Below are 20,559 nucleotides of genomic sequence, written 5' to 3' on the forward strand. Positions count from 1 at the left end.
TGCCAGGTCGAACGCCGTGGTGAGGGTGATGCGATCGTATCTGCCCACGAGATGACTGTCTGTGGCGCGGGTCGCCACCCTGTGGCGGAAACCACCGTTTTGTCCCGCTTCACCCGTACGTGCACACCCCGGGTGGCCGCGCCGGAATGTGGATGAGTCACCATGAGGGGGTGGCTGCAGAGAGCAAGGGCATGAGGGGTCGGCAGACCGTACGGGACATGGTCCTGTCGATGCTGGCGGTCGGTTTCGTCGTCTGGGTCGGTTACCTGTTCCTCCCGCACGACGCGAACAGCGACCCGGTGCACGTGGTCGAGTACAAGGTGGCGGCGGCCTCGGCGAAGCGCGCCGCGCCCTATCCGCTGCTGTCCCCGGACGGGCTGTCCGACAAGTGGCGGGCGACCTCGGTCAGCTACACGCCGGCCGACCTCAACGGCGGCAAGGGCAACGCCTGGCACCTGGGCTTCGTGACGCCCTCCGGCCAGTACGCGGCGGTCGAGCAGGCCGACGTCCCGCGCGACAAGCTGCTCGCCGACAAGGTCGCGGGCGCCCAGCCGGACGGCACCTCGGACGCCGCCGGGCGGACCTGGGATCGGGTGCAGGGCGACAAGGCCCGCGCGCTGACCGCCCAGAGCGGCTCGGCGACCACCCTGATCACCGGCACCGCCTCCTACGACGAGCTGGCCGAGCTGGCCCGGGCGCTCAAGTAGCGGCGGGCCTCCCACGGGCACGCGGAAGGGCCCGCACCGGACGAACCGGTGCGGGCCCTTCGCCGTCGCGGGGTGCGATCAGACCGTGGTGACGACCTGGTCGTACTCCAGGCGCGGGGAGCGCGGGAACCAGGCGTCCTCGCCCGGCTTGCCGATGTTGACCACGGCCAGCACCGAGTGCTCGCCGTCGCCGAAGAACTCCTTGTTGATGCCCTCGGCGTCGTAGCCGGTCATCGGGCCGGCGGCCAGGCCGGCGGCGCGCACGCCGATGATGAAGTAGGCGGCCTGCAGGGCGCCGTTCAGCTTGGCGGACTGCTCGCGGACGGCGCGCTCCGAGAAGAACACGTCCTTGGCCTGCGGGAAGTGCGGGAACTGGGTCGGCAGCTCCTCGTGGAACTCGTTGTCCGCGGCGAGGATGGCGACCAGCGGGGCGGCGGCGGTCTTGGCCTTGTTGCCGTCCATCAGGTGCTGGACGAGGCGCTCGCGACCTTCGGCCGAGCGGACCAGGACGACGCGCAGCGGCTGCTGGTTGAAGGCGGTCGGGCCGTACTTGACCAGGTCGTAGATGGCCTGGACCTGCTCCTCGGTGACCGGCTCGTCGGTGAAGGTGTTCGCGGTGCGGGCCTCGCGGAACAGGAGGTCCTGAGCGGCGGCGTCGAGTACCAGGGCGTCGGTGGTCATGCTTCTGCACCTCATGCGGGAGGAGGGGTTCGTCGGTGTGACCGGCGCGGCCGATCAGTTCCTCCAACATAGGTGAAGATTCAACGATTCCCCAAGGGGATGTGACCCGCGTCACTCCCCGGCCGGGTCCGCACCCTCCTCGGCGGCCAGCGCGGCGTCCAGCCGGGCCCGGGCGCCGTCCAGCCACCGCTGGCAGACCTTCGCCAGCTGCTCGCCACGCTCCCACAGCGCCAGCGACTCCTCAAGGGAGATTCCGCCGTTCTCCAACTGCCGGACCACGTCCAGCAGCGCGTCCCGGGCGTGCTCGTAGCCCAGCGCGTCGTCCGGGGTCGGCGCCGCCGCGTCCTGCTGCTCCTGCTGCTCTGCCATGTGAGCCAGCGTAGGGGCTGGCGCCGACAGGAAAGGCCCGCCGGCAGCGGCGGCGAGGCGCTCCACCGCGGCCTCGGCTTCGGCGAGCACTTGATCGCGCTCTCCCGGCAGCGGTCCCACCAGGGCGTGTCCGACACACCCTGGAGCCCGTCAGTCGCCCGCGACGGCCACGTCGAAGCCGCCGCCCGCCACCCGGGCGTGCAGCCCCTCCCCGGCCGTGACCTGTGCCGGGTCCGTCACCACCGTGCCGTCGGCCCGCTGCAGCACCGCGTAGCCGCGCTCCAGGGTGGCCGCCGGGGAGAGCGCGACCACCCGGGCCAGGGTGTGCCCGAGGTCGCTCTGGGCGTGGTCCAGCCGGTGCCGCAGGGTGCGCCGGGCCCGCTCCAGCAGGCCCTCCACCTCCTGGCCGCGCCCGTCCAGCATCCGGTGCGGGGCGGCCAGCGCCGGGCGGCTGCGCAGCCCGTCCAGCCCGTGCTGCTCGCGCTCGACCCGGGCCTGCACGTGCCGGCGGGCGCGGTCGCGCAGCTGGCGGACCTTGGCGAGCTCCTCGCCGACGTCCGGCACCACCCGTTTGGCGGCATCGGTCGGGGTGGAGGCGCGCAGGTCGGCGACGAAGTCCAGCAGCGGCTGGTCCGGCTCGTGCCCGATCGCGCTGACCACCGGTGTACGGGCGGCCGCGACCAGCCGCACCAGCCCCTCGTCCGAGAACGGCAGCAGGTCCTCCACGCTGCCGCCGCCCCGGGCCACGATGATCACGTCCACCTCGGGGTGCTCGTCCAGCTCCCGGACGGCCGCGCTCACCCGCTCCACCGCGCTGACCCCCTGGACCGGGACGTTGCGCACCTCGAAGCGCACGGCCGGCCAGCGCCGCCGGGCGTTCTCCAGCACGTCCCGCTCGGCCGCCGAGCCCCGCCCGGTGACCAGCCCGACGCACTGCGGCAGAAACGGCAGCCGCCGCTTGCGCTCGGCCGCGAACAGGCCCTCCCCGGCGAGGCGCCGCTTCAGCTGCTCCAGCCGGGCCAGCAGCTCGCCCAGGCCCACCGGCCGGATCTCCGAGGCCCGCATCGACAGCTGCCCGCGGGCCGCGTACCACTCCGGCTTGGCGTGCACGACGACCCGCGCGCCCTCCTGCACCACGTCCGCGACCTGGTCGAACACCGAGCGGAAGCAGGTCACCGTGAGCGACACGTCGGCCTGCGGGTCGCGCAGGGTCAGGAACACCACGCCCGCCCCGGGGCGGCGGCTGAGCTGGGTGATCTGCCCCTCGACCCACACCGCGCCGAGCCGGTCGATCCAGCCGCCGATCAGCGCGGAGACCTTGCCGACCGGGAGCGGGGCTTCGGGGGAGCTGGTGTTGGCCATGCGTACGAGGCTAGCGGCGCCCGCCGACACCGTCCGCCGGACAGGCCTAGCGGCGCCCGCCGACACCGTCCGCCGTACCGCCCTGGACGCCGAGCACCACCAGGCCGACCGCCAGCCAGACCAGCCCGACCAGCTGCGCCGTCGTCGAGGCCTCGTAGACCACCGCGCCGATCACCCCGATGCCCAGCACCGGGACGACCAGGTGGCGCAGCCGGTCCCGGGAGCCGTGCCGGACGGTGTACCAGCCGACCACCGAGGCGTGCAGCAGCGCGAAGGCGGTCAGCGCGCCCATGTTCACCACCGAGGTCAGCTGGTCCAGTCCGTCGTCCCGGTTGGCCGCCCAGACGGCCGCCGCCATGGTGATCACCGCGGCCGTCAGCAGTGCCCGGCGCGGCACCGCGCTGCCCGGGTCGACCGAGCCGAGCAGGCGGGGCAGCCGCCCGTCCCGGCCCATCGCGAAGACCAGCCGCCCGGCCGCCGCCTGCCCGGCCAGCGCCGCGAAGGCCGCGCCGATCGCCTTGCTGGCCGCCACCAGCACGTGCAGCCAGTGGCCGATGCCGCTCTCCACGGTGTCGTAGAAGGCCGAGCCCTGGGCGGCCGGATCGGCGGCCAGCTGCTGCGGGGCGGTCGGCTCCAGCACCGCGGCCAGGTAGGTCTGGGCGACGAACAGCACCCCGGCCAGCGCCAGGCACCACAGCACCGCCCGGGCCACCGCGGCCGAGGCGCCGACCGCCTCCTCGACGAAGGTCGCGATCGCGTCGAAGCCCAGGTAGGAGAGCACCGCGACGGAGACCGCGGAGAGCACCGCGGTGAGCGAGAAGTCCCCGACGGCGGTGAACGGGGTGTCCCAGCCGCGCCGGGCGCCGTCCTGCGCCAGCACCACCACGGCCGCGGCCACGAACACCGACAGCGCCGCGATCTCCAGAGCGAGCACCGCGAAGCCGACGGCGGCCGCCGTCCGCACCCCGATCAGGTTGAGCGCCGTGGTCACCACCACCGCGATCGCCGTCCACAGCCAGCGCGAGACCCCCGGCACCAGCGAGTGCAGCGCGATCCCGGAGAACAGGTAGGCCACCGCGGGGATCAGCAGGTAGTCCAGCATCGCCATCCACCCGGCGATGAATCCGGGCGCCTCGCCCAGCCCGGCCCGGGCGTACGCGAACACCGAGCCGGTCTGCGGCACCGCGCGCACCATCTGGGCGTACGAGAAGGCGGTGAAGCCCATCGCCACCGTCGCCGCCAGGTAGACGGTGGCGACGGCGCCGTGGCTCCTGGCGTCCAGCACGCCGAACACGCCGACCGGGGCCATCGGGGCGATGAACAGCAGTCCGTAGACCATCAGATCGCGGACGCCCAGGGTGCGGCGCAGCCCGCTCGGCGTCGGCTGTTCGATCACAGCGCTCATAGACACCACATTTGAGCAGTTCCGATTCCTTGCGACCGGAAAGTGCCCACCGTCGGCGCGGCTTCCCGCCCGGGGAGGCGGGGCTCCCGGTCGCCCGTACGATGGAGCCATGTCCAACACCGCGCAGCGCCGTGTCCTGCTCGCCGCCCCCCGGGGCTACTGCGCGGGTGTCGACCGCGCCGTGATCGCCGTGGAGAAGGCCCTGGAGCAGTACGGGGCGCCCATCTACGTCCGCAAGCAGATCGTCCACAACAAGTACGTGGTGCAGACCCTGGAGAAGAAGGGCGCGATCTTCGTCGACGAGACGGAGGAGGTGCCCGAGGGCTCGATCGTCGTGTTCTCCGCGCACGGCGTCGCCCCGGCCGTCCACGACGAGGCCCGGGCCGGCAAGCTCGCCACCGTCGACGCCACCTGCCCGCTGGTCACCAAGGTGCACAAGGAGGCCGTGCGCTTCGCCGACGAGGGCTACGACATCCTGCTGGTGGGCCACGAGGGCCACGAGGAGGTCATCGGCACCATGGGCGAGGCCCCGGACCGGATCCACCTGGTGGACGGTGCCGAGGACGTCGCCAACGTGCAGGTGCGGGACGAGTCCAAGATCGTCTGGCTGTCCCAGACCACGCTGTCGGTGGACGAGACCATGGCCACCGTCGGCGAGCTGAAGAAGCGCTTCCCGGCGCTGGTCAGCCCGCCCAGCGACGACATCTGCTACGCGACCCAGAACCGCCAGGTCGCGGTCAAGCAGCTGGCCCCGGAGACCGACCTGCTGATCGTGGTCGGCTCCAAGAACTCCTCCAACTCGGTCCGCCTGGTCGAGGTCGGCCTGGAGTACGGCGCCAAGGCGGCCCACCTGGTCGACTTCGCCGAGGAGATCCAGGAGTCCTGGCTGGAGGGCGTCACCACGGTCGGCCTGACCAGCGGTGCCTCGGTGCCGGAGATCCTGGTCGACGGCGTGCTGGAGTTCCTGGCCACCCGCGGTTACGACACGGTGGAGACGGTCAAGACCGCCGAGGAGCACCTGACCTTCTCGCTGCCCAAGGAACTGCGCCGCGACCTGCGCGCCGAGGCCGCCGGCAAGCTGTAGGCCGAACGCGATGGACCCGGTGCCCGGTGCGGGCGCCGGGTCCTTTGCTGTGCGTCCCCGCCCGGGCTCTCGTAGTTTTGTGCCCAGGCTGGGTTTCCTGCACAGGCTGTGGACGAGCCGGTCCGCGGCCGGACGGCGGAGGGTGGAGCGATGACGGCGGTATTCGGCGTGGACATCGGCGGTTCGGGCATCAAGGGCGCCCCGGTCGACCTCGCCCGGGGCGCGCTCGCCCAGGAGCGGCACAAGGTGCTGACCCCGCAGCCGTCCGAGCCCGAGGCCGTGGTCGCCGCTGTCCGCGAGGTGGTCCGGCACTTCGGCCACCAGGGCCCGGTCGGGCTGACCTTCCCCGGCGTGGTGGTCGGCGGGCACACCAGGACCGCGGCCAACGTGGACAAGGGCTGGATCGGCCTGGACGCCGCGGGCCTGTTCCGCGAGGCGCTGGACCTGCCCGCGACCGTCCTCAACGACGCGGACGCGGCCGGCCTCGCCGAGACCGTGCACGGCGCCGGGCGGGGTGAGCCGGGCGTGGTCCTGGTGCTCACCTTCGGCACCGGCATCGGCAGCGCGCTCTTCGTGGACGGCACGCTGGTGCCCAACACCGAGCTGGGCCACCTGGAGCTGCGCGGAAAGGACGCCGAGCGCCGGGCCTCCTCGGCCGCCAAGGAGCGGCACGACCTGAGCTGGGAGCAGTGGGCCGGGCGGGTCGACGAGTACCTGGACCTGGTGGAGATGCTGTTCTCGCCGCAGCTGGTCGTGATCGGCGGCGGGGTGAGCCGCAAGCACGAGAGGTTCCTGCCGCTGCTGAAGGACCGCGAGGCGAGGGTGGTGCCGGCGGAGCTGCGCAACGACGCGGGGATCGTCGGGGCCGCCATGGCGGCGGCCCGGGCGGCGCGCTGACGGCCCCGCGCCCGGGCGGTCAGCGGGAGCGGTGGATCCGGCGCTGGGCGACGAAGCGGGCGAGCACGATCAGCGCGGCCAGCCCGGTGCCGGAGAACAGCCAACCGGCCCGCAGCGCCAGCCCGGTCGCCAGTGCCACCACCTGGGCGGTGACGCCCGAGGAGCCGACCGGCGCGAGCACCAGCAGGGCCAGTGCGAAGGCGATCGGACCGCTGATCGGGGCGGCCAGCAGGTCGGCGTAGCGGACCCGGACGGCCAGCTGGAAGCAGACCAACAGATAGCCGAGGCCGAACAGCCAGCCGAGGTCGTCGAAGAGCAGCCGGTCCAGGCCCGCCACCGCGAGCGTGGCCAGCACCGCGACCACGCCGGTGCCGATCGCGGTCAGCCGGGTCGGCCGCCCGGTCCGGCGCCGCCCGTACACCCGCAGCCGGCGCTGGGCGGACGGGTGCGCCGGCGCGGGCCGGTCGGCCACCGGGCGCAGCCGGGTGGGGGGCCCGGCGGGGGCCCGGGTGCTCTCGGGAGCCCGGCCGGGACCGGGGACGGCGGCCGGGGCCGTGCGGTTCGGCGGACGGCGTCTTGGTCCTGGCGGCTGGGTACGGATGCTCTGCTCCACCCGCCCAACGTACGGTCCGATCATCGCCACACTGTGTAATGGACCGTTCAGGCCTTGTCCCGTGTCTCCGGATGGCGTACTTCTGTGATCGTCACTCAAGGCGCCGACCCGCTCGGCCGAGTCGACGCACCATGATCATCTGATGACCGCACGGGGGACTGGCATGACCGCCGACTTCACCTTCGAACGCCTCGACCACTTCCAGCTCGACATCCCGGCGGGCGCCGAGGACGAGTGCCGGGCCTTCTGGTCCGGCGTGCTCGGGATGACCGAACTCCAGAAGCCGCCGGTGCTGGCGGCGCGGGGCGGCTGCTGGTTCCGCGGCGGGGGCGTCGAGGTGCACCTCGGCGTCACCCCGGACTTCCGCCCGGCCCGCAAGGGGCACCCCGGCATCCTGGTCCGCTCGCTGGACGCCCTGGCCGAGCGGCTCACCGCGCACGGCCACGAGGTGACCTGGGACGACAACCACCCCGGCCACCGCCGCTTCTACTCCGCCGACAAGCTGGGCAACCGGCTGGAGTTCCTGGAGCCGCTGCCCGCCCCGACCGAGGCGTGAGCCACCGGAGGAGCTGCCCGTAGACTTGGGGGTCGGCCCGTACGGTGCCGACCCAACTCCTCCAAGCCCACGGGACTGCGCTTCATGTCGCTCACGATCGGAATCGTCGGCCTGCCGAACGTCGGCAAGTCGACCCTGTTCAACGCCCTGACCAAGAACGACGTGCTGGCGGCCAACTACCCGTTCGCCACCATCGAGCCGAACGTCGGCGTCGTCGGCGTCCCGGACGAGCGGCTGGCCAAGCTCGCCGAGATCTTCGGCTCGCAGCGCATCCTCCCGGCCACCGTCGACTTCGTCGACATCGCCGGCATCGTGCGCGGCGCCAGCGAGGGCGAGGGCCTGGGCAACAAGTTCCTCGCCAACATCCGCGAGTCGGACGCGATCTGCCAGGTCGTGCGCGCCTTCACCGACCCGGACGTGGTGCACGTGGACGGCAAGGTGTCGCCCAAGGACGACATCGAGACCATCCACACCGAGCTGATCCTGGCCGACCTCCAGACCATCGAGAAGGTCCTGCCGCGGCTCCAGAAGGAGGCGCGCCTGAAGAAGGAGACCGCCTCCGTGCTGGCCGCCGCCGAGGCCGCGCAGGCGATCCTGGAGACCGGCAAGACCCTCTTCGAGGCCGGCTTCGACACCGCCCCGATCCGCGAGCTGCACCTGCTGACCGCCAAGCCCTTCCTCTACGTCTTCAACGTGGACGAGGACGAGCTGGCCGACGAGGAGTTCAAGAACGCCCAGCGCGAGCTGGTCGCCCCGGCCGAGGCGATCTTCCTCAACGCCAAGATCGAGTCCGAGCTGATCGAGCTCGACGACGCCGAGGCCCTCGAACTGCTCCAGTCCATGGGCCAGGACGAGCCCGGCCTCGCGACCCTCGCCCGCGTCGGCTTCGACACCCTCGGCCTGCAGACCTACCTGACGGCCGGCCCCAAGGAAACCCGCGCCTGGACCATCAAGAAGGGCGCCACCGCCCCCGAGGCCGCCGGAGTCATCCACACCGACTTCCAGAAGGGCTTCATCAAGGCCGAGGTGATCGCCTTCGCCGACCTGGTCGAGACCGGCTCCACCGCCGAGGCCCGCGCCAAGGGCAAGGCCCGCATCGAGGGCAAGGAGTACGTCATGCAGGACGGCGACGTCGTGGAGTTCCGCTTCAACGTCTGATCCCGACCGCCAGGCCCGAAGGGGCCGGACTCCTCCCGAGTCCGGCCCCTTCGGCGTCCTCCGGGCCGCCCGACGGCAACCAGGAGTGGTACGTTTTCCGGTACCACTTGCGGAAGGGGTGCCACATCATGTCCATCACCGCGAGCGAGGCCCGCCGGGACCTCTTCCCGTTGATCAAGAAGGTCAACGAGGACCACGACGCCATTGAGATCGTGTCCAAGCACGGGAATGCCGTGCTCGTCTCGGCCGAGGACTACGCCGCCCTGCGTGAGGGCTCGTACCTCCTGCGTTCGCCGGCGAACGCGCGCCGCCTGCTCAAGGCGTACGAAAACGCCCTGAGCGGTGCAGGGCTCTCCGAGCGCACGCTCATCGACCCCGACTCGGCTGATGTCGGGCAGGGTGTGGAGTGAGGCTCGTCTTCGAAGAGCAGGGCTGGGAGGACTACACGTCCTGGCTCAAGAACGACCGCAAGATGCTCGCCAGGATCAACAAGCTCATCGAGGACGTCCTTCGCGATCCGTTCACCGGGCTCGGCAAGCCCGAGCCACTGAAGTACCACCTGCCCGGCGCGTGGTCTCGACGCATCGACGATGAGCATCGCCTCGTCTATCTCGTCACTGACCGGGAGATCATCGTCCTGGCCGCGCGCTACCACTACTGATCGTCGTAGGGCCAGGCCCGAAGGGCCGGACTCCGCCCGGAGTCCGGCCCTTCGGCGTTGCCGGTCAGGCCGTGACGGTGAGGGTCAGGGTGCCGTCGGGGGCGGTGGTGACGGTGACGGCGTCGAGGGTGGGGGCGAGGGCGTCGGGGTGGTGGGCGGCGGCGCGGGGGCCGACACCGATGACGCGCATGCCGGCCGCGCGGGCGGCGGCGATGCCGGCGCCGGAGTCCTCGAAGGCGAGGCAGTCGGCGGGGGCGAAGCCGAGGGCGGCGGCGCCCTTGAGGAAGCCCTCGGGGTCCGGCTTGCTGGCGCCGACGGACTCGGCGGTGACCAGGACGGGCGGCATCGGGAGGCCGGCGGCGTCCATCCGGATCCGGGCGAGCGGCAGGTCGGCGGAGGTGACCAGGGCGTGCGGCAGGCCGGCCAGCGAGGCGAGGAAGACGTCGGCGCCGGGGACCTGGACGACGCCCTCGGTGTCGGCGCGCTCCTCGGCGAGCATCTGCTCGTTCTCGGCGAGGTTGACCTCGACCGGGCGGTCCGGCAGCAGTTCGGCCATGGTCGCGTGGCCCTGACGGCCGTGGACGACGGCGAGCGCCGCGACGGGGTCGAGGCCGTGCCGTTCGGCCCAGCGGCTCCAGCAGCGCTCGACCACGGCGTCGGAGTCGACCAGGGTGCCGTCCATGTCGAGGAGGAGGGCGCGGGCGGTGAACCGGACGGGGGTGGCGGGCATGGGGCGGCTCCGGGGAGGGAGAATGGCGGCAGGCGTCGGTGAAGACGAGTCCTTTGTTTCTAAATGATACAAAAGATCATCCGAGCAGATGGGCGTTGACCGCCCGGGCCTCCTCGGCCAGCTCCGGCAGCTCCACCACCTCGACCCCGGCCGCCTCCAGCAGCGCCGTGCCCTGGCAGTCGGTGACGAACAGGTCCGGCTCCCGCCAGGCGACCACCACCCGCGGCACGCCCGCCGCGATGATCAGCCGGGCGCACGGCACCGGTCGCGAGGCGCGCTGACCACAGGGCTCCAGGCTGCTGTAGACGGTCGCCCCGCGCAGGCGGGGATCCCCCGCCGGGAGCTTGGCCAGGGCCGCCTCCTCGGCGTGGTCGTGCGCGTCCGTCTCCCGGCTGAAGCCCTCCGCCAGCACCTGGCCGTCGGCGCCGACGACCACCGCCCCGACCGAGAAGGCCGTCCCGGAGGGCGGGCAGCGGCGGGACAGCTCGACGGCCCGGCGCAGGTGGTCGAGGTCGGCGGTCGTGGGGTGGTTCGTCGCGGGGCGGTTCACGGCGCGGGCTCCTTCGGGGCGTACCTGAGCAGGACGACGTCGCCCACCGTACGTGCCTCCAGCAGCCGCATCCGCCGGGCCGGCCCGCCCGGGAACGCGGCCGGGCGGACGAACCGCGGCGCCTCGGCCTGGCCGACCAGCAGCGGGGCCACCGCCAGCTGGAGCTCGTCCGCCAGCCCCCGGGCGAGGAACTGGGTGTGCACCCCGCCGCCGCCCTCGACCATCAGTCGGCGCACCCCGCGCGCGCCCAGGTCGTCCAGCACCGCGCCGAGGTCCACCGAGCCGCCGAGCGCGACCACCTCGGCCAGCCCGTCGAGCCGGGGCCGCAGCACGGCCGCCCCGGCCGCCGTGGTGTAGGCGAGCTTCGCGCCGCCGGTGTGCCAGAACCGCAGCTCGGCGTCGAGCGCGCCGCTCGCGCTGAGCGTCACCTTCAGCGGGTACTCCGGCCGACCGGCCGCCAGCCGGGCGGCCCGGCGCGCCGGATCGTTGACCAGCAGTCGCGGGTTGTCGGCGCGCAGGGTGTTGCCGCCGACCAGGATCGCGTCGGCCGCCGCCCGCTCCTCGTCAACCCGGTCGAAGTCGGCGGCGTTGGACAGCAGCAGGCGGTCGGGGGAGGCGTCGTCGAGGTGGCCGTCGAGCGACACGGCGGCGCTCAGCAGGACGAAGGGGCGCTGGCCGGGGCCGGGCATGGGCGGGACCGTTCTGTCGGGGCCGTTCGGTCGGGCGCCTCCACGGTACGGCGGCCGGGTGCGGGCGGGCCGTCCGGTGGTCGCGATGTGAGACGGTTCTTCTCGACATACGGGATTCGGCGTAGCGTCAGGGGGCGTCGCGGAACGGACGACCGATCACGCCCCAGGGGGACCCCATGCCCGGACCACAGCCTGCCGCCGCCTACACCCACGGCCACCAGGAGGCCGTGCTGCGCTCACACCGCTCCCGTACCGCGGCCGACTCGGCCGCCTATCTGCTGACTGAACTGCGGCCCGGGCAGGCGCTGTTGGACGTCGGCTGCGGCCCGGGCACGATCACCGCCGACCTGGCCGAGCTGGTCGGCCCCGGCGGCCGGGTGGTGGCCGTGGACACCTCCGCCGAGGTGCTGGAGCAGGCCGCCGGGTACGTCGCCGAGCGCGGCCTGTCCAACGTGGTGTTCGAACTCGCGGACGTGCACCGACTGCCCTACCGGGACGGCGAGTTCGACGTGGTGCACGCCCACCAGGTGCTGCAGCACCTGGCCGACCCGGTGGCCGCGCTGCGCGAGATGCGCCGGGTGACGGCGTCCGGCGGGGTGGTCGCGGCCCGGGACGTCGACTACGCCTCGATGACCTGGTTCCCGGAGGTGCCGGCACTGGACCGCTGGCTGGAGCTGTACCGGCGGACCGCCCGCGCCAACGGTGGCGAGCCGGACGCCGGGCGGCGGCTGCTGTCCTGGGCCCGCGCGGCCGGCCTCACCGAGGTCACCGTGAGCGCGGGTACCTGGACCTTCGCGACGCCCGAGCGGCGCGATTGGTGGGGCGGCATGTGGGCGGACCGGGTGACCGGCACGGCCTTCGGCCGGACGGCGGTGGAACGGGGCTTCGCGGACCGGGGCGAGCTGGAACGGATCGCGGACGGCTGGCGGCAGTGGAGCGCCGCCGAGGACGGGTGGTTCTCGATGATCCACGGCGAGATCCTGGCCCGGGTCTGAGCCGGCGGGCGGGGGCGCTGATGCCCGGGCGGGCGTTCGGAAAGATCGGGTAAAGTCGCGCGACCGTTCGCATCGGGCTCCGGCCCGGGCGGCGGCGTCGAAGCCGAAACGCCGAGTCGAGGCCCGCCCCGGCGGGCCGGGGGAGTCCACGTGTCCAAGCCTGAGTCCGAGCTGCCCGCCGCTCCGGGGCCGGACCCGCGGGTGGACTTCCGCAAGGACCCGGAGGCCGTCGAGCCGGACGCAGTCGAGCCGGACGCCGTGGACGCGGAGGCCGTGGACCCGAAGGCCGAGGGCGTCGATCCGAAGGACCCTGACGAGCCGGAGCCCTCGGAGGACCCGGAGCCAAAGGAGCCCGTCGACCCCTGGGCCCCGCCGGCCGAGCGGCCCGCGCAGGCTGCCCCCGGCTCCTCGCAGGCCCCGCCCCAGCCGCCGCCCCCGCCGCTGCCGGCCGGCGGCTGGGCCTCGGTACCACCCTCCGCCGAGTCCGGCTTCCGGCCCGGCCACCCGTACCCGAACCCACACTCGAACCGACACCCGTACCCGACGTACCCCCACCACCCCTACAACCCGCAGCCGGAGCCGCGCACCAACGGCTTCGCCGTCGGCTCCCTGGCGACCGGCCTGAGCCTGCTGTCGCCGGTGGCCCTGGTGTTCGGGATCGTCGCGCTGGTCCAGATCAACCGCCGCGGGCAGCGCGGCCGCGGCATGGCGGTGTCCGGTCTGGTGCTCGGCGTCGTGGGCACGCTGCTGCTGTCGCTCGCCCTGGGCGCGGGGGACTTCGGCCCCGCGCGGGACGGGCGCGGCGGCGGGTACGCCCAGAAGCCCCCGGCCGGGTCCGTCCGCTGGTCCGCGCTGAAGGCCGGGGACTGCTACAACTCGCCCGGCCTGAGCGGCAAGACGGACGAGAACGGCGACGAGACGGTCTACTGGGTGCGCCGGGTGGCCTGCTCGGACCCGCACCACGGCGAGGTGGCCGGCACCGCCAAGATCCCCGACAGCGGCGGCCCGTACCCGGGCGCGACCGTCGTCCGCGAGCGCGCCACCACGCTGTGCCGCACGGTGCTCGACGACTACGCGCTGGACCAGTGGGCCGTCCCGGACGGCATGGACGACGTCTACCTCTACCCGAGCGCGGGCAACTGGGCGGCCGGCGAACGGTACGTCACCTGTGCCTTCGAGGACCGCGACGACCAGCACCTGGGGACGGTCCGCACCGACCGCCGCTCCCTGACCTCGGTCCAGCTGGCCTACCTGGACGCCGTCCGGGGCTTCGGCGCGGTCTACGCGGACGAGCCGAAGAAGGACGTGGCCGTCGCCGAGTCCGAGTACCGCTCCTGGGCCCGGCGGATGGCGGCCGCCTCCCGGGCGGAGGCCGCGGCGCTGCGCAAGCCGACCGCCGAGTGGCCGACCGACATCCAGCCGAAGATCGACAAGCTGGCCGCGACCCAGACCCAGGCGGCCGCCGGCTGGGACGCCGCGGCCTCCGGCGACGACGTGTCGGGCGACCTGCGCCGGGTCCGGGCGCTGATCGCCAAGACGGTGCCGATCAGCGTGGAGATCCGGCGCTCGCTCGGCCTGTCCACCGGCGAGCAGGTGCCCGACCTCCGGGCCTGAGCCGGGCCGCCGGTTACGCAGAGTTAACACTGCCCGTACCTGCCGGTAGCGCGCGGCCCGTAGGGTCACCCGCGTGTCCCCGGCCCGACCCCCACGCCGGCCGGGGACACCGGGCGGGCCGGTACCCTCCCCGCATGGGCACCTTTCGGGTGATGCGGCAGGACGACAACGGCAACCGCTTCCTGGTCGCCAAGGGCCTGGCCGAGGCCGAGGCGCGGCGCCTGGCCGCCGAGTTCGAGGCGCGCGGCCACAAGCAGATGTACTGGGTCGAGTCCGAGTCCGCCGACCCCGCCCCGTAGGGTCGCGGCATGGAACGGACCGGCGAGACCCCCGACGTCAGCCCGCTGCGGATCGTCGTCGGCGGCGCGCTGATCCGCGACGGCCGGGTGCTCGCCGCCCGGCGCAGCTCACCCGCCCCGGTGGCGGGGCGCTGGGAGTTCCCCGGCGGCAAGGCCGAGCCCGGGGAGACCGAGGCGCAGACGCTGGAGCGCGAACTGCTGGAGGAGCTGGGCGTACGGGCGCGGGCGCTGCGGCGGCTGCCCGGCGCGTGGACCGTGCGCCCGGGGCTGGAGCTGCGGTTCTGGGCCGCCGAGCTGCTGGCCGGTGAGCCGAGCCCGCTGGCGGACCACGACGAGCTGCGCTGGCTCGGACCGGCGGAGCTGGACTCGGTGGACTGGATCGAGCACGACCGCGAGGTGCTGCCGCACGTCGCCGGGTTGCTCGCGCCGGTGGACGACGCGCAAGCCGCCGGATAGGTCAATCGGACAAGACGACCCGGGACCCGGGATAGCCTGGGTCCTGCTGGGTATGTCACTTTTCGGCACTATTCGTCACCATCGGTGAGCCGCCCCAGCCGGCGCCGCCGATCCCGACCAGAGCCGGAGGCCCCGTCGGTGTCGACTACCGGGAACGGCGGCGGGGGAGCGCGGCGGGCAGGCACCGCGGGAGGCGCCGCCGCCCGCGCCCGACTTCGCCGCGCCGCCCGTCCGGCCGCCCCGCAGCCGCCGTCCGGCCGTCGGCGCGGCGGCCCCGCCGACCCCGGGTCCGCGCAGCCCGTCCAGTCGGCGCCGACCCTGGCCGTCCCCGAGTCCGGTGTCCAGCCCGGCCTGCGCAGCCGCCCCGGCCGGCCGTTCCCGGGCGGGCCGGCCGACGCCGGGCCCGGCCTCGGCGCGCCGCCCGGGGGCAGCCTGCTGGACATGCTCAAGGTCGCCATCGCCATCCTGGACACCTCCGGCCGGGTGGTGCTGTGGAGCCCGGCCGCCGAGGAGCTGCTCGGCTGGCCGAGCGAGCTGCTGGTCGGCCGCCGGATCGACGAGCTGATCCCGGACCAGGAGCAGGTCGCCCGGATCCGGGCCGCGATCCAGGGCGCCCTGCGCAACGGCCGCTGGGCGGGCCACGCCGAGCTGCGCGACCGGGACGCCCGGCCGGTCGCCGTGGACGCCCGGATCTCCCTGCTGGTGGACGGCGACGGAACCCCGTTCCTGCAGGTCAGCCTGGCCGAGGCGGCCGCCGTCCGGGCCGTCGAGCGGGACCTCGCGGTGCGCGACGCGCTGTTCGAGCAGTCCCCGCTGGGCATCGCCATCCTGGACGGCGACCTGCGCTACACCGCCGTCAACCAGACCCTGGCCCAGATGAACGGCGTCGCCCTGGAGGACCACGTCGGCCGCACCACCGGCGAGACCCTGCCCGAGCGGGCCGCCGACGAGATCACCGCGATCCAGCGCCAGGTGCTGGCCACCGGCGAGCCGGTCATCGACGTCACGCTCGCCTCCCCGGTCACCACCCGGCCCGGCTACCGCTCGATCTCCTACAGCCGGATGACCGACCGCTCCGGCCGGGTGCTCGGCATCTCCGGAACCGTGATGGACGTGACGGAGCGTTACCGGGCGGTGGCCAAGGTCGAGCACGCCCGCCGCCGGCTCTCGCTGCTCAACGAGTTCGGCTCCCGAGTCGGCGACCTGCTGGACGCCGCCCGGATCGCCCAGGAACTCGCCAGTTCCGTCGTCCCCCGGCTCACCGACCACTCCGCGGTGATCCTGCTCCAGGCCGTCGCCCACGGCGACGACCTGCCCCGGCACGGCCACGACCGGCGCACCTCGCTGCTCCAGCTCGGCACCGCCTCCGTCCAGGACGGCCCCGAGGTCGAGGTGATGCTCCGGCGCGGCGCCCGGATCACCTTCGCCGAGGACTCCACCTGCGGCCGGGTGCTGCGCACCGGCGTGCCCGAGCTGCTCTCCGGCGCCGACCAGCTGGACGACGTCACCTATCCCGGCGACCCCAAGATGCAGGCCGCCCGCGACCTGGGCGTGCACTCGATGCTGGTCGTCCCGCTGCGCGCCCGCGGCATCGTGATCGGCCTGCTGCTGGTCAGCCGGGCCGGCTACCGCGAGGGCTTCGACCGCGACGACCTCGCCTTCACCGTCGAACTCGCCGACCGGGCCGGCAGCTCGCTGGACAACGCCCGGCTGTACGCCCGCGAGCGCACCGCCGCGCTCACCCTCCAGCGCACCCTGCTCCCGCAGCAGGTCCCGCAGCCCACCGGCGTCGAGGTCGCCTACCGGTACGTGCCCGGCAGCAGCGGCACCGAGGTCGGCGGCGACTGGTTCGACGTCATCCCGCTGCCCGGCGACCGCACCGCGCTGGTGGTCGGCGACGTGATGGGCCACGGCCTGCGGGCCGCCGCCACCATGGGCCGGCTGCGCACCGCCGTCCGGGTGCTGGCCGCCCTCGACCTGCCGCCGGACGTCCTGCTGCGGCACGTCCACGAGCTGGCCGACGACCTCGCCCAGGGCCCGGACGAGGCGCTGCTCGCCACCTGCGTCTACGCCGTCTTCGACCCGGGCACGGCGAAGCTGACGGTGGCCAAGGCCGGGCACATCCCGCCGGTGCTGGTGGTGCCGGGCGAGGAGGCCGTGGAGCCGACCCGCACCGGCGGCCCGCTGCCCGGCGGCGCCGGCCGGATCCTCGACCTGCCCTCCGGCGCCCCGCTCGGCGTGGGCGGAGTTCCGTTCGAATCCGTCGAACTGAAGATCCCCGAGGGCAGCCTGCTCGCGCTGTGCACCGACGGCCTGGTGGAGTCCCGGGACAAGGACCTCGACGTCGGCCTCGGCCGGCTGATCACCGTGCTCCAGGAGCCGTACGCCTCGATCCAGGCCGCCTGCGAGGCGGTGCTCGACACCATGGAGCAGGGCCGCGAGCCGGACGACGTCGCCCTGCTGCTGGCCCGGCTCGGGCACGGCCAGGCCGGCACCCCGACGGCCGGCTGGACGCTGCCCGCCGAGCCCACCGCCGTCTCCCGGGCCCGCCGGCTGGTCCGCTCCACGCTCACCGAGTGGGGCGTCGAGGACCTCACCGACACCGCCGAGCTGCTGGTCAGCGAGCTGGTCACGAACGCCGTCCGGTACGCCAGTGCCCCGATCGGGGTCCGGCTGACGCTAGGTGAGACGCTGCTGGCCGAGATCTCCGACCCGCTGCCGGACCCGCCCCGGGAGCGCCACGCGGCCGAGGCAGACGAGGGCGGCCGGGGCCTGGAGCTGGTCCACCGGCTGGCGCTGCACTGGGGCGCCCGGGCCGAGGGGATCGGCAAGGTGGTCTGGTTCGAGCTGGCGCTGCCGGGTACTGAGCGAGCGTAGCGACTAGTGACGCGAGTAGAGCCGCAGGAGAACCGTGCCGCATATGCCATCGGGCGCCCAGGGGGAGCGCGCGCTCCGGAAGGGGGCGCGCGCGTGGCATTGTGGTTGCGCGGGCGGTAGGACAAAAACCTTCGCCCGATCTGATGTTGTGATGTTGAGGACGTGTGAACCCACCCCTCGATGATGAATACTCGGTCTTCTCGACATCCGGACGGTCGCGGGTTGGAGGGGTCGGTCCGTTGAACAGCACACCGGCGCGGAACGCGCCGAGCAGCAGCGGTCATGCCGCTGTACCCGGGCAGGCCGGTTCCTTGCACCTGCCCGTACCGGCGGCCGCGCCGGGCACCGGGCCCGCGGGGCCGGCCTCCGGCGCCCACCCCGAGGCCAGGCCGTGGGGCGCCGGGGACCCGGGCTCGATCTACGACTACATCCGGGTCGCCACCTTCGCGATCGGCCCCGACGGGCGGATCAGCCAGTGGAGCGAGCGGGCCGCCGAGTTCTTCGGCGTCCCCGCCGTCGAGGCCGTCGGCGCCGACCCGATCACCACCTTCGTCCCCCGCGAGCTGTGGCAGCGCGGCCGCGTCCGGCTGGAGCGCACCCTGGCCGGCGAGGAGTGGGTCGGCACCACCCCCTACCGGGACGCCGGCGGCGGCGAGGGCCTCGCCGAGCTCTACCTGATGCCCGACAGCGCCCTGCCCACCGCGGGCGCCACCTGCCTGGCCGTCGACCTCGGCCGACTGCGCCGGATCGAGACCGACCTCGCCGCCTCCGAGGCCGTCTTCGGCCAGACGCCCACCGGCTTCGTGCTCTTCGACGACCGGCTGCGACTCCAGCGCGTCAACGACGCCTTCGCCTCCGGCATGGGCCTCGTCCCCACCGATCTGGAGGGCCTCACCCCGCACGACCTCTTCCCGCCCTCCGAGGCCGACCGGCTCGCCGCCGCCCTGCGCAAGGTCCTCACCACCGGCGAACCCGTCTTCGACCTGCGCTTCCACGGCGTCGTGCCGACCCGCGAGGGCAACCGGCTGTGGGCCGTCTCGCTGTACCGGCTCAACGGCGCGGCCGGGCAGCCGATGGGCGTGGCCGGGCAGGTCTCCGACGTCACCAGCCGGCACGTCGCCGAGCGCGAGGCCGACGGCGTGCGCCGCAACCTCGCCCTGCTCAACGAGGCCAGCGCCCACATCGGCTCCACCCTCGACCTGGAGACCACCGCCAAGGAACTCCTCGACGTCGTCGTCCCGCCGTTCTGCGACCTCGCCACCGTCGACCTGTACACCGCGCTGCTCTCCGGCGAGACCGTCCCCAGCGCCGGCCGGCTCGGCGACACCGTGCTCACCGACGGCAGCGGCGAACTGCGCCGGGTCGCCGTCTCCAGTGTGATCGGCGGCGCCTCCTCGGTGCTCGGCTCGGTCACCGGCCTGCCGATCGCCGAGGCCGGCGGCACGCTCTGTTACCCGCGCCGCTCCCCGCACGCCCGGGCACTGCGCACCGGCCGCAGCGTCGTCCCCGAGCCCGGCCGCGACCCGCTGCTGCGCTCCACCCTGATCGTCCCGCTGGTCGCCCGCGACCAGGTGCTCGGCCTGGTCCAGCTCTCCCGGGCGATCGGCAGCGAGCCCTTCGACGCCCGCGACGTGGCGATCGCCGAGGAACTCGTCGCCCGCGCCGCCGTCTGCATCGACAACGCCCGGCTCTACCGCCGCGAGCACGAGCGGGCGCTGATCCTCCAGCGCAGCCTGCTGCCCCCGGGCAACCCGGCCGCCAGCGGCCTGGAGATCGCCTGCCGCTACCTGCCCAGCAACAACAACACCGAGGTCGGCGGCGACTGGTTCGACGTCATCCCGCTGCCCGGCAACCGCACCGCCCTGGTCATCGGCGACGTGATGGGCCGCGGCCTGCGCGCCGCCGTCGCCATGGGCCAGCTGCGCACCGCGGTACGGACCCTGGCGATGCTCGACCTCGACCCGGCCGAGGTGCTCGGCGCGCTGGACGAGATCGCCCGCGGCCTCGGCGACGACTCCGTCCCGGTCGGCCCGCCCACCCCGTACGGCCGGCTCACCTCGACGGCCGACGAGGAGGCCCGCGAGGTCTACCTGGCCACCTGCGTCTACGCCGTCTACGACGCCGTCACCCGCCGCTGCGTGTTCGCCAACGCCGGCCACCTGCCGCCCGTCCTGCTCAGCCCGGGCGAGCCCGCCCGGATGCTCGACGTGCCGCCCGGGCTGCCGCTCGGCGTCGGCGGCGAGCCCTTCGAGGAGGTCGAGCTGACCCTCCCGGACGGCGCCGTGCTCGGCCTCTACACCGACGGCCTGGTGGAGAGCCGCAAGCACCAGCTGGACGAGGGACTGCGCGCCTTCCGGGCCGCGCTCGCCGACCGAGGCAAGGGCCTGGAGGACCTCTGCGACCACGTCCTCGGCGAACTCGACCCGCACCACGGCGAGGACGACATCGCGCTGCTGATGGCCAAGGTGCACGCCTTCCCCGAGGACGCCGTCGGCAACTGGTTCCTGCCGCCCGAGCCCACCTCCGTCGCCAAGGCCCGCGAGCTGGCCTGCAGCTGGCTGCTCTCCCGTGGCCTGGATGAGCTGGTCGACACCACCGAGCTGCTGGTCAGTGAGCTGGTCACGAACGCGCTCAAGCACGGGCGGGGCGAGATCCGGCTGCGGCTGCTGCGCGAGCGCAGCATGGTCTGCGAGGTCTGGGACGACGGTTACGCCCAGCCCCGGCAGCGGCGCGCCCAGGAGACCGACGAGGGCGGGCGCGGCCTGCAGCTGGTCAGCCTGCTGGCGGAGCGCTGGGGCAGCCGGCGCACTCCCAAGGGCAAGATCGTCTGGTTCGAGCTGGCGCTGTAGCCGGGGG

At 73.9% G+C, this 20,559-nt stretch carries 19 protein-coding genes and 1 pseudogene; 13 read left to right on the forward strand and 7 right to left on the reverse strand.

Annotated features, from left to right (window positions below; all coding sequences use genetic code 11):
• The first annotated feature begins 170 nt into the window (after window positions 1-170).
• Window positions 171-707 (forward strand): DUF4245 domain-containing protein, encoded by a 537-nt coding sequence (locus tag ACIG5E_RS08255; protein ID WP_396532379.1) that lies wholly within the window; start codon window positions 171-173, stop codon window positions 705-707.
• 78 nt (window positions 708-785) lie between these two features.
• Here ACIG5E_RS08255 and ACIG5E_RS08260 read toward each other — a convergent pair whose 3' ends face one another.
• From ACIG5E_RS08260 to ACIG5E_RS08275, 4 genes are all read right to left on the reverse strand, one after another.
• Window positions 786-1,388, reverse strand: coding sequence for a malonic semialdehyde reductase (locus tag ACIG5E_RS08260; protein ID WP_396532380.1), 603 nt, complete (start codon window positions 1,386-1,388; stop codon window positions 786-788).
• A 111-nt stretch (window positions 1,389-1,499) separates the two neighbouring features.
• Window positions 1,500-1,757, reverse strand: a complete 258-nt coding sequence (locus tag ACIG5E_RS08265; protein WP_396532381.1) for an exodeoxyribonuclease VII small subunit — start codon at window positions 1,755-1,757, stop codon at window positions 1,500-1,502.
• A 150-nt stretch (window positions 1,758-1,907) separates the two neighbouring features.
• Window positions 1,908-3,119 (reverse strand): exodeoxyribonuclease VII large subunit, encoded by a 1,212-nt coding sequence (gene xseA, locus ACIG5E_RS08270; RefSeq protein WP_396532382.1) that lies wholly within the window; start codon window positions 3,117-3,119, stop codon window positions 1,908-1,910.
• 46 nt (window positions 3,120-3,165) lie between these two features.
• The gene (locus ACIG5E_RS08275; RefSeq protein ID WP_396532383.1) at window positions 3,166-4,524 is read right to left on the reverse strand and encodes an APC family permease; all 1,359 of its coding nucleotides are present in this window, start codon (window positions 4,522-4,524) and stop codon (window positions 3,166-3,168) included.
• A gap of 109 nt (window positions 4,525-4,633) precedes the next feature.
• On the opposite strand from ACIG5E_RS08275, the gene ACIG5E_RS08280 reads away from it, so the two are divergent.
• On the forward strand, window positions 4,634-5,608 hold the full coding sequence (locus ACIG5E_RS08280; RefSeq protein ID WP_396532385.1) for a 4-hydroxy-3-methylbut-2-enyl diphosphate reductase: 975 nt from the start codon (window positions 4,634-4,636) through the stop codon (window positions 5,606-5,608).
• Between the two features lie 150 nt (window positions 5,609-5,758).
• A complete protein-coding gene (gene ppgK, locus ACIG5E_RS08285) occupies window positions 5,759-6,505 on the forward strand; it encodes a polyphosphate--glucose phosphotransferase (protein WP_396532386.1) in 747 nt (248 codons plus the stop codon).
• Between the two features lie 19 nt (window positions 6,506-6,524).
• On the opposite strand, the gene ACIG5E_RS08290 is transcribed toward ppgK, so the two are convergent.
• Window positions 6,525-7,118: a DUF6542 domain-containing protein gene (locus ACIG5E_RS08290; protein WP_396532388.1), complete on the reverse strand. Its 594-nt coding sequence runs from the start codon at window positions 7,116-7,118 to the stop codon at window positions 6,525-6,527.
• A gap of 142 nt (window positions 7,119-7,260) precedes the next feature.
• Here ACIG5E_RS08290 and ACIG5E_RS08295 point away from each other — a divergent pair, with 142 nt between their 5' ends.
• The 4 genes from ACIG5E_RS08295 (at window position 7,261) to ACIG5E_RS08310 (ending at window position 9,493) form a co-directional block, all read left to right on the forward strand.
• Window positions 7,261-7,674, forward strand: a complete 414-nt coding sequence (locus tag ACIG5E_RS08295) for a VOC family protein (RefSeq protein WP_396532389.1) — start codon at window positions 7,261-7,263, stop codon at window positions 7,672-7,674.
• Window positions 7,675-7,758: 84 nt separating this feature from the next.
• A complete protein-coding gene (ychF, locus tag ACIG5E_RS08300) occupies window positions 7,759-8,832 on the forward strand; it encodes a redox-regulated ATPase YchF (protein ID WP_396532391.1) in 1,074 nt (357 codons plus the stop codon).
• A gap of 128 nt (window positions 8,833-8,960) precedes the next feature.
• Entirely contained in the window at window positions 8,961-9,242 is a 282-nt protein-coding gene (locus tag ACIG5E_RS08305; protein ID WP_396532392.1) for a type II toxin-antitoxin system Phd/YefM family antitoxin, read from the forward strand.
• Window positions 9,239-9,493, forward strand: coding sequence for a Txe/YoeB family addiction module toxin (locus tag ACIG5E_RS08310; protein WP_396532393.1), 255 nt, complete (start codon window positions 9,239-9,241; stop codon window positions 9,491-9,493). The genes ACIG5E_RS08305 and ACIG5E_RS08310 overlap by 4 nt, the downstream gene beginning before the upstream one ends.
• A 64-nt stretch (window positions 9,494-9,557) precedes the next feature.
• On the opposite strand, the gene ACIG5E_RS08315 is transcribed toward ACIG5E_RS08310, so the two are convergent.
• Window positions 9,558-10,223 carry an HAD-IA family hydrolase gene (locus ACIG5E_RS08315; protein WP_396532394.1) on the reverse strand — a complete coding sequence of 222 codons (666 nt, stop codon included), beginning with the start codon at window positions 10,221-10,223 and terminating at the stop codon, window positions 9,558-9,560.
• A gap of 76 nt (window positions 10,224-10,299) precedes the next feature.
• Window positions 10,300-11,462, reverse strand: a pseudogene (locus ACIG5E_RS08320) (dihydrofolate reductase family protein).
• 176 nt (window positions 11,463-11,638) lie between these two features.
• On the opposite strand from ACIG5E_RS08320, the gene ACIG5E_RS08325 reads away from it, so the two are divergent.
• The 6 genes from ACIG5E_RS08325 to ACIG5E_RS08350 all read left to right on the forward strand — a co-directional run bounded on the left by ACIG5E_RS08325 (window position 11,639) and on the right by ACIG5E_RS08350 (window position 20,552).
• Window positions 11,639-12,457 (forward strand): methyltransferase domain-containing protein, encoded by an 819-nt coding sequence (locus ACIG5E_RS08325; RefSeq protein ID WP_396532396.1) that lies wholly within the window; start codon window positions 11,639-11,641, stop codon window positions 12,455-12,457.
• Window positions 12,458-12,607: 150 nt separating this feature from the next.
• A complete protein-coding gene (locus tag ACIG5E_RS08330) occupies window positions 12,608-14,071 on the forward strand; it encodes a DUF4190 domain-containing protein (RefSeq protein WP_396532397.1) in 1,464 nt (487 codons plus the stop codon).
• Between the two features lie 134 nt (window positions 14,072-14,205).
• Window positions 14,206-14,370, forward strand: coding sequence for an SPOR domain-containing protein (locus ACIG5E_RS08335; RefSeq protein WP_396532398.1), 165 nt, complete (start codon window positions 14,206-14,208; stop codon window positions 14,368-14,370).
• A gap of 9 nt (window positions 14,371-14,379) precedes the next feature.
• A complete protein-coding gene (locus ACIG5E_RS08340; protein WP_396532400.1) occupies window positions 14,380-14,826 on the forward strand; it encodes an NUDIX domain-containing protein in 447 nt (148 codons plus the stop codon).
• A 138-nt stretch (window positions 14,827-14,964) separates the two neighbouring features.
• The gene (locus tag ACIG5E_RS08345; RefSeq protein WP_396532401.1) at window positions 14,965-17,703 is read left to right on the forward strand and encodes a SpoIIE family protein phosphatase; all 2,739 of its coding nucleotides are present in this window, start codon (window positions 14,965-14,967) and stop codon (window positions 17,701-17,703) included.
• 311 nt (window positions 17,704-18,014) lie between these two features.
• Complete coding sequence (locus ACIG5E_RS08350) at window positions 18,015-20,552, forward strand: SpoIIE family protein phosphatase (RefSeq protein WP_396532402.1); 2,538 nt, start codon at window positions 18,015-18,017, stop codon at window positions 20,550-20,552.
• The last annotated feature ends 7 nt before the right edge of the window (window positions 20,553-20,559 follow it).

Source organism: Kitasatospora sp. NPDC053057 (assembly GCF_044546945.1).
Classification (GTDB): domain Bacteria; phylum Actinomycetota; class Actinomycetes; order Streptomycetales; family Streptomycetaceae; genus Kitasatospora.

Coding starts and splice junctions, on each gene's coding strand:
- ACIG5E_RS08275 (WP_396532383.1), bottom strand. CDS start 4,524: ATGAGCGCTGTGATCGAACAGCCGACGCCGAGCGGGCTGCGCCGCACC.
- ACIG5E_RS08260 (WP_396532380.1), bottom strand. CDS start 1,388: ATGACCACCGACGCCCTGGTACTCGACGCCGCCGCTCAGGACCTCCTG.
- ACIG5E_RS08315 (WP_396532394.1), bottom strand. CDS start 10,223: ATGCCCGCCACCCCCGTCCGGTTCACCGCCCGCGCCCTCCTCCTCGAC.
- xseA (WP_396532382.1), bottom strand. CDS start 3,119: ATGGCCAACACCAGCTCCCCCGAAGCCCCGCTCCCGGTCGGCAAGGTC.
- ACIG5E_RS08295 (WP_396532389.1), top strand. CDS start 7,261: ATGACCGCACGGGGGACTGGCATGACCGCCGACTTCACCTTCGAACGC.
- ACIG5E_RS08325 (WP_396532396.1), top strand. CDS start 11,639: ATGCCCGGACCACAGCCTGCCGCCGCCTACACCCACGGCCACCAGGAG.
- ACIG5E_RS08335 (WP_396532398.1), top strand. CDS start 14,206: ATGGGCACCTTTCGGGTGATGCGGCAGGACGACAACGGCAACCGCTTC.
- ppgK (WP_396532386.1), top strand. CDS start 5,759: ATGACGGCGGTATTCGGCGTGGACATCGGCGGTTCGGGCATCAAGGGC.
- ACIG5E_RS08305 (WP_396532392.1), top strand. CDS start 8,961: ATGTCCATCACCGCGAGCGAGGCCCGCCGGGACCTCTTCCCGTTGATC.
- ychF (WP_396532391.1), top strand. CDS start 7,759: ATGTCGCTCACGATCGGAATCGTCGGCCTGCCGAACGTCGGCAAGTCG.
- ACIG5E_RS08340 (WP_396532400.1), top strand. CDS start 14,380: ATGGAACGGACCGGCGAGACCCCCGACGTCAGCCCGCTGCGGATCGTC.
- ACIG5E_RS08265 (WP_396532381.1), bottom strand. CDS start 1,757: ATGGCAGAGCAGCAGGAGCAGCAGGACGCGGCGGCGCCGACCCCGGAC.
- ACIG5E_RS08280 (WP_396532385.1), top strand. CDS start 4,634: ATGTCCAACACCGCGCAGCGCCGTGTCCTGCTCGCCGCCCCCCGGGGC.